Source organism: Pseudomonas triticicola (assembly GCF_019145375.1).
GTDB lineage: Bacteria > Pseudomonadota > Gammaproteobacteria > Pseudomonadales > Pseudomonadaceae > Aquipseudomonas > Aquipseudomonas triticicola.
This window is the reverse complement of the sequence record NZ_JAHSTX010000001.1, coordinates 3,941,192-3,954,428: the sequence shown is the minus strand read 5'-3', so window position 1 is coordinate 3,954,428 and position 13,237 is coordinate 3,941,192. Positions and strand designations below refer to the sequence as shown.

15 protein-coding genes are annotated in these 13,237 nt (G+C 60.9%); 7 read left to right on the top strand and 8 right to left on the bottom strand.

The features are described from left to right. The 5 genes from ureG to KVG85_RS17515 all read right to left on the bottom strand — a co-directional run bounded on the left by ureG (position 1) and on the right by KVG85_RS17515 (position 3,404). Positions 1-615 (bottom strand): urease accessory protein UreG, encoded by a 615-nt coding sequence (gene ureG, locus KVG85_RS17535; protein ID WP_016771910.1) that lies wholly within the window; start codon positions 613-615, stop codon positions 1-3. A gap of 23 nt (positions 616-638) precedes the next feature. Next, complete coding sequence (locus KVG85_RS17530) at positions 639-1,313, bottom strand: urease accessory protein UreF (protein ID WP_217864493.1); 675 nt, start codon at positions 1,311-1,313, stop codon at positions 639-641. Next, the gene (gene ureE, locus KVG85_RS17525; RefSeq protein ID WP_016771908.1) at positions 1,310-1,810 is read right to left on the bottom strand and encodes an urease accessory protein UreE; all 501 of its coding nucleotides are present in this window, start codon (positions 1,808-1,810) and stop codon (positions 1,310-1,312) included. Before ureE ends, KVG85_RS17530 begins: the two co-directional genes overlap by 4 nt. A 300-nt stretch (positions 1,811-2,110) precedes the next feature. Continuing rightward, positions 2,111-2,743, bottom strand: coding sequence for a TetR family transcriptional regulator (locus tag KVG85_RS17520; protein ID WP_016771906.1), 633 nt, complete (start codon positions 2,741-2,743; stop codon positions 2,111-2,113). A 154-nt stretch (positions 2,744-2,897) separates the two neighbouring features. Continuing rightward, positions 2,898-3,404, bottom strand: a complete 507-nt coding sequence (locus KVG85_RS17515; protein ID WP_217864492.1) for a hypothetical protein — start codon at positions 3,402-3,404, stop codon at positions 2,898-2,900. Between the two features lie 383 nt (positions 3,405-3,787). On the opposite strand from KVG85_RS17515, the gene KVG85_RS17510 reads away from it, so the two are divergent. After that, a complete protein-coding gene (locus KVG85_RS17510; RefSeq protein WP_217864491.1) occupies positions 3,788-5,863 on the top strand; it encodes an AsmA family protein in 2,076 nt (691 codons plus the stop codon). 102 nt (positions 5,864-5,965) lie between these two features. Here KVG85_RS17510 and KVG85_RS17505 read toward each other — a convergent pair whose 3' ends face one another. Both KVG85_RS17505 and KVG85_RS17500 read right to left on the bottom strand, forming a co-directional pair. Further along, a complete protein-coding gene (locus tag KVG85_RS17505) occupies positions 5,966-6,496 on the bottom strand; it encodes a ferritin-like domain-containing protein (RefSeq protein WP_133337132.1) in 531 nt (176 codons plus the stop codon). 99 nt (positions 6,497-6,595) lie between these two features. After that, complete coding sequence (locus tag KVG85_RS17500; protein WP_217864490.1) at positions 6,596-7,546, bottom strand: LysR substrate-binding domain-containing protein; 951 nt, start codon at positions 7,544-7,546, stop codon at positions 6,596-6,598. Positions 7,547-7,654: 108 nt separating this feature from the next. Here KVG85_RS17500 and KVG85_RS17495 point away from each other — a divergent pair, with 108 nt between their 5' ends. The 3 genes from KVG85_RS17495 (at position 7,655) to KVG85_RS17485 (ending at position 9,568) form a co-directional block, all read left to right on the top strand. Then, positions 7,655-8,293, top strand: a complete 639-nt coding sequence (locus KVG85_RS17495; RefSeq protein WP_217864489.1) for an FMN-dependent NADH-azoreductase — start codon at positions 7,655-7,657, stop codon at positions 8,291-8,293. Continuing rightward, positions 8,294-8,599, top strand: coding sequence for a DMT family transporter (locus KVG85_RS17490; protein WP_217864488.1), 306 nt, complete (start codon positions 8,294-8,296; stop codon positions 8,597-8,599). It begins immediately after the preceding gene. A 90-nt stretch (positions 8,600-8,689) separates the two neighbouring features. Continuing rightward, positions 8,690-9,568 (top strand): esterase/lipase family protein, encoded by an 879-nt coding sequence (locus KVG85_RS17485; RefSeq protein ID WP_217864487.1) that lies wholly within the window; start codon positions 8,690-8,692, stop codon positions 9,566-9,568. Between the two features lie 88 nt (positions 9,569-9,656). Here KVG85_RS17485 and KVG85_RS17480 read toward each other — a convergent pair whose 3' ends face one another. Continuing rightward, the gene (locus KVG85_RS17480) at positions 9,657-10,544 is read right to left on the bottom strand and encodes a DMT family transporter (protein WP_217864486.1); all 888 of its coding nucleotides are present in this window, start codon (positions 10,542-10,544) and stop codon (positions 9,657-9,659) included. Between the two features lie 96 nt (positions 10,545-10,640). Here KVG85_RS17480 and KVG85_RS17475 point away from each other — a divergent pair, with 96 nt between their 5' ends. The 3 genes from KVG85_RS17475 to KVG85_RS17465 all read left to right on the top strand — a co-directional run bounded on the left by KVG85_RS17475 (position 10,641) and on the right by KVG85_RS17465 (position 13,146). Beyond that, the gene (locus tag KVG85_RS17475) at positions 10,641-11,435 is read left to right on the top strand and encodes an AraC family transcriptional regulator (RefSeq protein ID WP_217864485.1); all 795 of its coding nucleotides are present in this window, start codon (positions 10,641-10,643) and stop codon (positions 11,433-11,435) included. Positions 11,436-11,498: 63 nt separating this feature from the next. Further along, positions 11,499-11,804 carry a PsiF family protein gene (locus KVG85_RS17470; protein ID WP_217864484.1) on the top strand — a complete coding sequence of 102 codons (306 nt, stop codon included), beginning with the start codon at positions 11,499-11,501 and terminating at the stop codon, positions 11,802-11,804. A 328-nt stretch (positions 11,805-12,132) separates the two neighbouring features. After that, positions 12,133-13,146: an AI-2E family transporter gene (locus KVG85_RS17465; protein ID WP_016771899.1), complete on the top strand. Its 1,014-nt coding sequence runs from the start codon at positions 12,133-12,135 to the stop codon at positions 13,144-13,146. The last annotated feature ends 91 nt before the right edge of the window (positions 13,147-13,237 follow it).

The following is a 13,237-nucleotide window of genomic DNA, read 5'->3' as shown; positions in this document are numbered from 1 at the left end:
TCAGGCGGCGGTCAGCAGGCCCTGACGTTCGATGAAGGCGATGATTTCCTCGAGGCCCTGACCGGTTTTCTGGTTGCTGAACACGAACGGCTTGCCGTTGCGCATGCGTTTGGTGTCGCTGTCCATCATTTCCAGCGAGGCGCCCACCAGTGGCGCGAGGTCGATCTTGTTGATCACCAGCAGGTCGGACTTGCAGATCCCCGGGCCGCCCTTGCGCGGCAGCTTGTCGCCGGCGGAGACGTCGATCACGTAGATGGTCAGGTCGGACAGCTCCGGGCTGAAGGTCGCCGAGAGGTTATCGCCGCCGGACTCCACCAGAATCAGATCCAGCCCGGGAAAACGACGGTTCAGTTGGTCGACCGCTTCGAGGTTGATCGAGGCGTCTTCGCGGATCGCCGTGTGCGGGCAGCCGCCGGTTTCCACGCCGATGATCCGCTCCGGCGCGAGGGCTTCGTTGCGCACGAGGAAATCGGCGTCTTCGCGGGTGTAGATGTCATTGGTGACCACGGCGAGGTTGTAGCGCTCGCGCAGGGCCAGGCACAGGGCCAGAGTCAACGCGGTCTTGCCGGAACCGACCGGGCCGCCGATGCCGACGCGCAGAGGTTGTGTATCCATTTCATTCTCCAAAATAAACAGCCCTAAGAGCGGAAGAGGCGGCTGTACTGGCGCTCGTGGGCCATGCACGCCAGGGACAGGCCAAAGGCGGCGCTGCCGATATGTTCGGGATTCATGCGGGTCGCGTCGTGCTGCGCCTGTTGCAGCAGCGGCAGCAGTTCGCTGGTCAGGCGCTGGGCGGCTTGCTGGCCCAGCGGCAGGGTTTTCATCAGCACGGCGAGCTGGTTTTCCAGCCAGCTCCACAGCCACGCGGCAAGAGCGTCCTGCGGGGTGATGCCCCAGGCGCGTGCCGCCAGTGCCCAGCACAGGGCCAGATGCGGTTCTGTGGTCTGGTCAAGAAAGTCGCGGGCGGGCGCATCGAGTTCCGGCAAGCCGTTCAACAACTGCTGCAAGGAGTAACCCATCTGCCGGCTCTCCATATGCAACTCGCGGGTTTCGCGACTGGCGCGGTGGCTCTCGCAGAGTTGTCGTAGCTCGGCCCAGTTTTCATCTGCTGCGGCTTGGCAATGCGCCAACAGCAGCGGCGCTTCGAAGCGGGCGAGATTGAGCAGCAGTTGATCGCTGATCCAGCGGCGGGCGGCGTCAGGGTTGTGGACCCGGCCGTTATCCACCGCCATTTCCAGACCTTGGGAATAGCTGTAGCCGCCAATCGGCAGTTGCGGACTGGCCAGACGCAGCAGCGCCCAGGCCGGATTCACAGGCGCACGCCGAACTGATGGAGTTTCGGCGCGTAGTTGAAGTCTTCATCGCCGTGGCGGGAGTGATGATGGCCGCCGCCGTAGGCGCCGTGTTCCGGCTGGAACGGCGCTTCGATAGCCTCGACCCGGGCGCCGAGCTGTTCGAGCATCGCTTTGAGCACGTAATCGTCGAGCAGGCGCAGCCAGCCGTCGCCGACTTGCAGGGCGACATGGCGGTTGCCGAGGTGATAGGCCGCGCGCGTCAGTTCGAACGCATTGGCGCACGTGACGTGGAGCAGTTGTTCGGGACGGGCGCAGACGCGCACGACACGGCCGTCTTCGGCCTGCAGACATTCGCCGTCATACAGCGGTGGCTGACCGCGCTCCAAAAACAACCCGACGTCTTCGCCTTCGGCACTGAAACAGCGCAAACGGCTTTTGCTGCGCGCTTCGAAGGTCAGGTGCAGCTCGGCGGCCCAGACGGGTTGAGGGTCGATTCTGCGATGAATCACCAGCATCGGAAAGCTTCCAGCAATGAACGTTGATTGGGCTAGAGCAAGCGCCGCGCCAATCGGGCGATCTGTAGGAAATAGCTGTCGGCGCGTGCCTGATCTTTCAACAGGCGCGGCGAGTCTGGAAGGTTTTGGTGCATGAAGGATTTGTCATGCACCAAAGCGAGGCCATGACAGATGTTCAATGTGGGAGCGAGCCTGCTCGCGAATGCGCCGTGTAAGGCAGATGTATTCAGCTGACCCAGCGCCTTCGCGAGCAGGCTCGCTCCCACAGGGGGCTTTGCGCTGTGTCAGATAAAGAAGGGATTACTCGGTACTGCCCAGCCCTTGCCAGTGCTTGAGGCCGATGAAGATGAAGCGCAGTTGCTGGGTGATCTTCGCCTGTGGGGTCAGATGCTCCGGCAAGGCTTCGGCGGGCGGGTCGATGATGTCGGGGAGGGTGGCGAACACCGATTTGACGATCAGGTCGGCCATCACGCTGAGGCCGGCCAGATCCAGATGCTGCAGCTTGGGCATCAGCGCGAGGTCCGCCGCGAGGTCGGCGCTGATGTTCTCCCGCAGGCGTCCGATCGCCTGGCGCACCGGCAGCGAGCCGCCGTATTGTTCGCGGGCGAGAAACAGGAATTGCGAGCGGTTGGCGTTGACCACATCAAGGAAGATCCGCACCGAAGCGTCGATGATGCCGCCCATGACGAATTCATTGTGACGCACCAGGCGGATGGTCTCGCGGAAGGTCTGGCCGACTTCGCTGACCAGTACCAGCCCCAGCTCGTCCATATCGGCGAAGTGCCGGTAGAAACCGGTGGGCACGATGCCGGCGGTCTTGCTCACTTCGCGCAGGCTCAGGCTGCCGAATCCTCGGCCGCTTTCCATCAGGTGGCGGGCAGCGTCCATCAGGGCGTTGCGGGTCTGTTGTTTCTGTTCGGCGCGGGGCAGCATCGCAGGGTGTGTTCTTCGGCAGGACAAGCGCCGCACTCTAGCAAATCGGCTTTGTCGGCGTCGAACGGGGAGTCATGCAGCGAGGGATTCACAGAAGCTGAAAAGTCAAAAGCCCAATCCGTTGATTGGGCTTTTTTGCCGGGCCGTCATGGGCTCAGCTCAGTTTGCTGTTGCGTTCGATCACACGGTCACCACCGCCTTCAGCGAGGGCTTGACCCAGTGGGGTTTTATCGAAGCCGTCATCAGCCAGGGTCTGGCCCTGTGGAGTGCGCTCAGTACCGTCGGATGCCAGGGTCTGACCTTGTGGGGTGCGCTCGGAACCGTCGGAGGCGAGGATCTGACCTTGTGGTGTGCGATCCGAACCATCCTGAACCAGGCCTTTCTCTTCAAGGCGATTGCGACCGTTTTCAGCCAGGGCCTGACCTTGTGGGGTGCGATCCGAGCCGTCTTGAACCAGGCCTTTTTCTTCGAGGCGGTTGCGGCCGTTTTCAGCCAGGGTCTGACCTTGTGGAGTGCGCTCGGAACCGTCGGAAGCTACGGTCTGACTGAACACCGAGTGGCTCGATTTGATTTGCGGAGTGGCCTGATCGGCAGCGGGCAGGGCGAAAGCAGTGCTGGCTAGCATCGACAGGGTAAGGCTGAGCAGTAATTGGCGTTTCATGATAGTGGCTCCTTGGGAGGGCGATAAAGTGGGTACGAGGGCAATGCTACTCTCGATAAGTCGATATAAAAGTTCATAAACGCAATGGTAATAATCAACAGAATTGATTGTTCGGCGCGAAGGCTCTAGCCCGGGCCTTTGCGGGCGACGTTTTTGCACTGGCGTGGGTATTTTCGACTCACTCGTGCCTCGCAAAAGTGCGGGTGGCGGTAACACTGCTCGACCGATCGGTCAGTTTTGCCGGGCTTTTTATGGCTTAAACTGCCTTTCAATTAAACCTGCGGGCCTTTCGCCAGTCACAGACTGCATAGGGGCCGCTTCGGTCTGCCGTTTCAGCTGTGCGTCGGGATGTCGGCGTGCGGTCGTGATCAGGAGCTTTGTGCATGACGCGCACTGGAAAAATCTTCAGCTGGACCTTCGCCATCCTCGCGCTGCTGCTGGCAGCCTTGATTCTGATCATCGTGTTTTTCGACTGGAACCGGATCAAACCCACGATCAACGCCAAAGTCTCGGAAGAACTGCACCGGGCGTTTGCCATCAATGGCAACCTCGCGGTGATCTGGCAGCGCGAGCCGGAAGAAGGCGGCTGGCGTGCCTGGGTGCCTTGGCCGCACGTGGTCGCCGAGGACCTGAGCCTGGGTAACCCTGACTGGTCGAAGCAGCCACAGATGGTCACCCTGAAACGCGTCGAGCTGCGCATTTCGCCGCTGGCCCTGCTGGCTCAGCGCGTGGTGATTCCGCGCATCGACCTGACCGAGCCGAATGCCGAGCTGCAACGGCTGGCCGATGGCCGCGCCAACTGGACGTTCAAATTCGATCCCAAGGACCCGAACGCCGAGCCGTCGAACTGGGTGGTCGATATCGGCGCGATCGGTTTCGACAAGGGCCACGTGACCCTCGACGACCAGACCCTGAAGACCAACCTCGATGTGCTGATCGACCCGCTCGGCAAGCCGATTCCATTCAGCGAAATCGTCGGCGATAAAGCGGCGAAAACTGCTCAGGACAAGGGGGGCGCACCGCAAGACTATGCCTTTGCACTCAAGGTCAAAGGCCAGTATCACGGGCAGAACCTCACTGGGCAGGGCAAGATCGGCGGGCTGCTGGCGTTGCAGGACGCGAGCAAGCCGTTCCCGTTGCAGGCCCAGGCGAAGATCGGCGACACCCGTATCGAACTGGCCGGCACCCTGACTGATCCGCTGAATCTTGGCGCCCTTGATCTGCGCTTGAAACTCGCTGGCGACAGTCTCGGCAATCTCTACCCGCTGACCGGTGTGACCCTGCCGGACACCCCACCGTATTCCACCGACGGCCACCTGATCGCCAAGCTGCATGACGAGGCCGGGGCGAGATTCACTTACGAAAAATTCAACGGCAAGATCGGCGACAGCGACATCCACGGCGACCTGACTTACGTTGCCAGCCAGCCACGGCCAAAACTCAGCGGCGCACTGGTGTCCAATCAATTGCTGTTCGCCGACCTCGCGCCGCTGATCGGCGCCGATTCCAACACCGAGCAAAAGGCCCGTGGCGGCGCGAGCAAGCAACCGGCCGATAAAGTCCTGCCGGTCGAAGAGTTCAAGACTGATCGCTGGCGTGCCATGGATGCCGATGTCGAGTTCACCGGCAAGCGCATCGTTCACAGCGAGAAGCTGCCGTTCAACGACCTCTATACCCATCTGAAACTCAACGACGGCGAGCTCAGCCTGGAACCGCTGCGCTTTGGTGTCGCCGGCGGCACGCTGGATGCGCTGATTCGTCTCAATGGCCGCACCGAGCCGCTGGAAGGCCGGGCGCGGTTGACCGCACGCAAATTCAAACTCAAAGAACTGTTCCCGACCTTCGAGCCGATGAAGACCAGTTTCGGTGAGCTCAATGGCGATGCCGACATCAGTGGCCGGGGCAACTCCGTGGCCAAGCTGCTTGGCGGCGCCAACGGCAATCTGAAGATGTTGATCAATGACGGCGCGATCAGCCGCGAGCTGATGGAACTGGCCGGGCTCAACGTCGGTAACTACGTGGTCGGCAAGATCTTTGGCGACAAGGAAGTGAAGATCAACTGCGCGGCGGCGGATTTCGACATCAAGACCGGCCTGGCGACCACGCGGCTGTTTGTCTTCGATACCGAGAACGCGATCATCTACATCGATGGCACGGCGAACATGGCCACCGAGCAGCTCGATTTGACCGTGACACCTGAGTCGAAAGGCTGGCGTCTGATCTCCCTGCGCTCGCCGCTGTATGTGCGCGGCAAGTTCATCAAGCCGGATGCGGGTGTCAAAGCGGTACCGTTGATGCTGCGCGGGGCGGGCATGGTTGCGCTGGGTGTGATTGCTGCGCCAGCGGCGGGGTTGCTGGCGCTGGTGGCGCCGAGCGGTGGCGAGCCGAATCAGTGCGCACCGTTGCTCGAGCAGATGAAGCAGGGCAAGGCACCGGTGACCGTTAAACCAACCAAGTAAGCAGGGCAGATCAAAAGATCGCAGCCTTCGGCAGCTCCTACATTTGGAATGCGTTCCCCCTGTAGGAGCTGCCGAAGGCTGCGATCTTTTTGCTGTTAAGGATTACAGGTCGTTGAGGATGTCCGCCATGTCGTCGGCGTGCTCTTCTTCCTGGGCAAGGATGTCTTCGAAGATACGGCGGGTGGTCGGATCCTTGTCACCGATGTACTGGATGATTTCGCGGTAGCTGTCGATGGCGATGCGCTCGGCTACCAGGTCTTCGTAAACCATTTCCTTGAGCGAATTGCCCGCCACGTATTGCGCGTGGGACAGCTTGCTCAGCAGGTCAGGGTTGAATTCAGGCTCGCCGCCCAGTTGCACGATGCGTTCGGCGAGGCGATCGGCATGTTCGGCTTCCTGGTTGGCATGCTCGAGGAATTCGTCGGCGGCGACATTGGCTTTCAGGCCGTTGGCCATGAAGTAGTGACGCTTGTAACGCAAGGTGCACACCAGCTCGGTGGCCAGCGACTCATTGAGCAAACGCAGTATTTCTTCACGGTTGGCGTTGTAGCCCTCGGTGACCGCGCCGTTTTCCACGTGTTGCCGCGCGCGTTCGCGCAGGGTTTGAACATCAGACAAATGCACGTCACTCATTTCATTCTCCTGGAGGCTAATCCGATAGGCGCCACGTTCTGAAGACGCGGTCGCTACTCAGGGTGTGAGTCTTGAGCGAAGCGAAAAGTTTTATGCGATTTACGCCGGACTCCGTGCAGCCACTGCTGAAGACTGCGATCTGGGCGTCAGTCCGGACAACCGCGCTTCGTCCTGCAACCAGCGAAAAAACGCCCGCACCGGCGGATGCCGTTCCCGCCCGGGCACGCACAGCGCGCTGTAACCGGCGCCGTCGACCTGCACCTCGCCCCGGTAGGGCACCAGCAAGCCGCTGGCGACGCTTTCCGAAACCAGAACGTTGCTCGCCAGCACCAGACCCTGGCCGGCGATCGCTGCTTGCAGCGCGTAATGTTCCTCGTCGTATTCTCGATTGACCGGATTGTGCTCCAGCCATTGCTCACCCGCCCTTGCGCACCACGCCTGCCAGCCATGGGCGTACAGCTTGGAATTGTGCCAATGCACGCTGATCAAGGTCGGCGTGCGTCGCGCCGCCAGCGCCACTTGCTCGGGCGAGCCGTAAACGCCGAAGGATTCGTCGAACAGGCACAGCCCATACAGGTTCGGGTAATCGTCGAGGCTATAGCGCAAGACCAGATCGACACTGGCGTCCTGGTGCAGATCGATGACTTCGCAGTGAGTGTCGAGGCGCACATTGATAGTTGGATGCTGCGCATAGAAGCGCCCGAGTCGCGGCACCAGCCACAGCGCGGCAAAGGCTGCCGTGGTCGACAGCGTCAGAGTGCTGGCGTTGCGTTGCGGGCGCAAAGTGTCGACGCTTTGCGCCACCTCCAGCAGCGCGCCGTGCACGCTGCGAAACAGACGCTCGCCAGCCTCGGTCTGGCGCACCTGGCGCGGCAGCCGTTCAAACAGGGCCACACCGAGCCAGTCTTCCAGCGATCGGATCTGGTGAGAGATCGCCGTCGGCGTCACTGCCAGTTCTTCGGCTGCAGCCTTGAAGCTCAGCAGGCGCGAAGCGGATTCGAAAGCGCGCAGGGCAGTCAGCGGCAGCGAAGCAAACATTGAACACTCCATGGATGAAATGGATTCATCCCGACTGATTTTTACTCATTTGAAGAGGAGCAGCGGCGAGCTGCAAGCTGCAAGCCTCAAGTGGTATGAGTTTAGACGGAGGTTTTATAGATGAGCAGGATTCTTGTGGTGCATGGCAGTCCGCGTGGGGATCGGTCGACTTCAAGGCGTTTGGCAGAGGGTTTTTTGGCTGCCTGGCAGGGGCGCCATCCTGAAGGGCAGGTGACCCGTCGTGAGGTTGGGCGGGTGCCGGTTCCTGCGGTCAACGAGGCGTTTGTCGCGGCGGCGTTTTATCCCCAGCCTGAGGCGCGGCCGTTGGTGATGCAGGCTGATCTTGCGCTCAGCGATCAATTGGTCGACGAGTTGTTCGCCCATGATCTGCTGCTGATTTCCACGCCGATGTACAACTTCAGCGTGCCCAGCGGCCTCAAGGCCTGGGTCGATCAGATTGTGCGGCTGGGGTTGACCTTCGATCACACGTTGGACAATGGCGTGGCCCAATACACGCCGCTGTTGCAGGGCAAGAAAGCCTTGATCGTCACTAGTCGCGGCGGTTTCGGCTTCGGCCCGGGTGGTGAGCTGGCGGCGCTCAATCATGCCGATCCTTGGCTGCGCACCGCGCTGGGCTTTATCGGTATCAATGACGTCAGCGTGGTCGCGGCCGAGGGCGAGGAGTCCGCTGAGCGCACCTTCGCGGTGTCGGTGGCCGAGGCCGAGCAGCGGCTGCTCGAGCTGGCCCGGGAGTTCTAGATGGCCTGGCTGTTTCTGCTGATCGCCGCTGGCTTCGAAGTGACCTTCGCCATGGGCATGAAGTACGCCGACGGCTTCACTCGCTTATGGCCATCGTTAATCACTGTTATTGCGGCAGTCGGCGGCATCGGCTTTCTGACCCTGGCCATGCGCGACTTGCCGGTGAGCATCGCCTATCCGGTCTGGACGGCGATCGGCTCACTGGGCACGGTGTTTCTCGGTTTCGCGCTGCTTGGCGAGAGCCTGACGCTGGTGAAACTGCTTTCGGTGGGGCTGATTGTGGCGGGGGTGGCGGGGCTGAAGTAGGCTCATCGTTCAGTTGTCATCGTCACGGAGGATGCTTGGCGGGCGTCTTGCACGTCTGGCATCCACTCACCGCACACAAGGATGTAACCCATGTCGACACGTTATCCACTGGTGCTGGTGCCGGGCATGCTCGGCTTTGTCCGGCTCGTGCTTTATCCGTATTGGTTCGGCATCATCAAGGCTTTGCGCCGTGGTGGTGCGACGGTGGTCGCGGTGCAGGTCTCGCCACTCAACTCCACGGAAGTGCGCGGCGAGCAATTGCTGGCGCGGATCGAGGAAATCCTCCACGAGAGCGGGGCGCAGAAGGTCAACCTGTTCGGCCACAGTCAGGGCGCGTTGACCGCGCGGTATGCGGCGGCGAAGCGCCCGGATCTGGTCGCCTCGGTAACATCGGTGGCCGGGCCGAATCACGGCTCAGAACTGGCCGATTATCTGGAAAAGCACTATCCCGCCAACAGCGCCAAGGGGCGCTTGCTCGAAGCGTTGCTGCGCCTGATCGGCTGGATCATGGCACTGCTCGACACGGGTTATCACGGGCCGAAACTGCCGGTGGATATCCACGCTTCTCACCAATCGCTGACGACTGCGGGCGTTGCATTATTCAATCAGCGTTATCCACAAGGGCTGCCGGAAGTCTGGGGAGGGCAGGGGCCGGAAGAGGTCAACGGTGTGCGCTATTACTCCTGGTCAGGGACGCTGCAACCGGGCAAGACCGATCGTGGCGGCAATCTTCTTGACGGCACCAACCGCAGTTGTCGCTTGTTTGCCAAGACCTTCGTCCGTGAGCCGGGGCAGTGCGACGGCATGGTCGGCCGTTACAGCTCGCATCTGGGCACGGTGATCGTTGATGACTATCCGCTGGATCATTTCGACATCGTCAATCAGTCGCTGGGACTGGTGGGCAAAGGCGCGGATCCGGTAAGGCTGTTTGTCGAGCATGCGGCGCGGCTGGAGGCTGCAGGGTTATAGAAGCAAAATCAAAAGATCGCAGCCTTCGGCAGCTCCTACCTTGCAATGCGGTCCCTGTAGGAGCTGCCGAAGCCTGCGATCTTTTCAATCAGGCGACGCTGGCCCGGCGGCCCAAAACGGTCGTCCAGCGCTCCGACAAAACCACCCCACCCAAGGTCAGCAACCCGCCCACCAGGTGATACATCGCCAACTGTTCCTTCAACACCACTGCTGCAATCAGCGCGGTAATCAATGGCAGCAGATTGAAAAACAGCGTCGTCCGGCTCGGCCCCAGTCGCTGCACCGCCTGCATCCACGCCAGCGGCGCGACCATCGAGGCCAGCAGGCATGCATACAGTACCAGCGGCACGTTCTGCAGGTTCAGCCCGGTCTTTGGCGAAGCAGCGAACAATGGAAACAACACCACAATCGCCACCAGCACCTGCAAGTACAGCAGCACCAGTGGCGGCAGGCGCAGTTGCCACTTTTTCAGCAGCGTGCTGTAAACCGCGTAGGCCAGCGTGGCGATCAGCATCATCGCATCGCCCAGATTGACCCCGTGTTGCAGCAGCGCATCGAGGCTGCCGGATGACACCACCACCAGCACGCCAGCGAACGACAGCACCGCGCCGACCAAGGCACCAGCGGTCAGGCGCTGGCCGAGGCTGATGATCGCCATGGCCAGCGACATCAATGGCATCAGCGACAGGATGATGCCCATGTTGGTCGCGGTGGTGAGTGTTGCGGCGAAATAGGCGAGGCTCTGATATACCGCCATGCCGAGCACGCCGAGGATGAAAATCCGCCCCAGGTTCGGCCGAATCTGCGGCCAATGGGCGATGACTTTCTTCAGCATGAATGGTGTGAACAGCACGCCGGCGAGCAGCCAGCGATAGAAACCGATCTCGGCGGGGAAGATCGCGCCGACCGCCAGTTTGTTGATCACGGTGTTGCCGGCCCAGATGAAAATCGCCAGCAGGGGAAACGCGTATTGCATGGGACAAAACCAGAACGTTGATGAAGCGCGATTATCGCCTGTCTGGATGCCGGCCTATACTGCGAACCGGACAACCTGCCTCTGCATCCGGACAGCATGAACAGCAAACACATCGATCTGCTCGATTTCAGCGAACTGCCGTCAGCGGTGTACTTTCGCTACGCCGATTTCAACGCCCACGAATATGCCGCGCCGCATCGCCATCCGTGGGGCACGCTGGAATACGCGGCTCATGGCGTGCTGCACATGGATGTTGACGGCAGCCGCTTCATGTCGCCGCCGCAGTATGCGGTGTGGGTGCCGCCCGAGGTCGAGCACAGTTTCTATAGTTATCAGCCGGTCAACTATCGCGCGGTGTGTCTTGATCCAAGTGTTTGCACACGGTTGCCGGCGCGGGCCTGCACCTTGGCGATCAGCGATATTCTCAAAGCGATTCTCAAGGACTTCGCTGCCCGCGATGTGAAGATTCCCGAGCATGAGGCCGATCAGCGTCTGGCCCAGGTATTGGTCGATCAACTGCAACAGGCACCGGTGCAGGAATGTTACCTGCCGTATGCGAGCAGTCCCGGCTTGCTGACGATTCTCGACGCCTTGCAGGCCGCGCCGGGCGACAACCAACCGTTGGCGCATTGGGCCGCGCAGGTGCATGTCAGCGAGCGCACCCTGGCTCGGCAATTTGTTCGGGAACTAGGAATGAGCTTTGGCGAGTGGCGTCAGCGCTTGCGTTATCTGGCGGCGATCGAGGCGCTGGAAACCTCGCGTTCGGTGCAGGAAATCGCTTTCGACCTCGGCTACAGCAGCGGCTCGGCATTCATCGCCATGTTCGCCCGCCAGGCCGGGTGCACGCCGGAGCAGTATCGGCGCAGCCACCTCGAGGGCAGGAAGGTGTAACAAGCTTTGACTACACTGCGACAGAGGCCGCATCCATCGGTGCGGCAACAAGGAGAAAACTCCATGAAGATGTTGCGTGTGCCGTTGTTGATGATCGGGCTGCTTGTGTGTTCCCAGGGTTTCGCCGCCACGGCGCAACAGAACAAGATGACCACCTGCAATGCCGATGCGACGGCCAAAAGCTTGAAGGGCGACGAGCGCAAGGCGTTCATGAGCACCTGCCTGAAAGCGGCACCGGCGGCCAACGACGGCAAGGTGCTGACTCCGCAACAGCAGAAGATGACCACCTGCAATGCCGATGCGAAAACCAAGGCGTTGACCGGCGATGCGCGCAAGGCGTTCATGAGTGAGTGCCTGAAGAAGAAATAAGCGGGCGCCATGCGTGTCCGATTGATTCGGTCGGCTTGAGATTTGCCCACCCTAACCCTCTCCCGGAGGGAGAGGGGACCGACCGCATGGATACTGACAGGCACTGTGGTCTGAAATACCGAGTCGATGGCGGATTCGGCGCTGCACGTTCAGGTCGGCAAATTTCTCCAGCAACCTCCAATCGGTCCCCTCTCCCTCTGGGAGAGGGCTAGGGTGAGGGGGAAATCGCACGCGTTGCACGAAAATCCGAAACCCCGCATATCCCTAGTGCTAACCCCGGATCGCTGGCAGACTGCCCATCCTTTCACGCCGTTCGTTTTGAGGCTGTATGCCAACGTTTTCTCAGCGTCATGTTGTGTTCTGGGTCAGTTGCATCATCATTTTTGGCGGTTTGCTGCTGGTGCTGCCGCTGCGCTTGCTGCCGAGCCTGCTCGCCGGCTTGCTGGTGTTCGAGCTGGTCAACATGCTCACCCCGCAATTGCAACGGCTGATCGAAGGGCGGCGTGCGCGCTGGTTGGCGGTGGCGCTGCTCGGCACGCTGGTGGTGAGTGCGCTCGCGCTGATCTTCGCCGGCGCCATCAGTTTCCTCCTGCATGAAGCGGAAAACCCCGGCGCCTCGCTCGATAAATTCATGGGCGTGGTCGATCGCGCGCGCGGGCAGTTGCCGCCGTTCATCGACGCTTATCTGCCGGCCAGCGCAGCGGAATTTCGCGTGGCGATCGGCGAGTGGGCGAGCAAGCATCTGGCCGACCTGCAACTGGTCGGCAAGGACGCCGCGCACATGTTCGTCACCCTGCTGATCGGCATGGTGCTCGGCGCGATCATCGCCCTGCAGCGCATCCCCGACGTGACCAAGCGCAAGCCGCTGGCCGCCGCTTTGTTCGACCGTTTGCATCTGCTGGTGCAGGCGTTTCGCAACATTGTCTTCGCGCAGATCAAGATTTCCCTGCTCAATACCGTGTTCACCGGGATCTTCCTCGCGGTGATCCTGCCGATGTTCGGCATCAAGCTGCCGCTGACCAAAACCCTGATCGTGCTGACCTTCCTGCTCGGCCTGCTGCCGGTGATCGGCAACCTGATGTCGAACACGCTGATCACCATCGTCGGCCTGTCGCTGTCGATCTGGGTGGCAATCGCCGCGCTGGGCTACCTGATCGTGATCCACAAGCTCGAATACTTTCTCAACGCGCGCATCGTCGGCGGGCAGATCAGTGCCAAGTCTTGGGAGTTGCTCCTGGCGATGCTGGTGTTCGAAGCCGCGTTCGGTTTGCCGGGGGTGGTGGCGGGGCCGATTTATTACGCGTATCTGAAGAGTGAGTTGAAGCTCGGAGGAATGGTTTGAAAAGCAGCTTTCAGTTGCAAGCTTCAAGCGGCAAGTAAAAGCAAAGGCAAAAGCTGCAGCGGCTTTTGTTTTTGTTTTTGCTTTTGCTCTT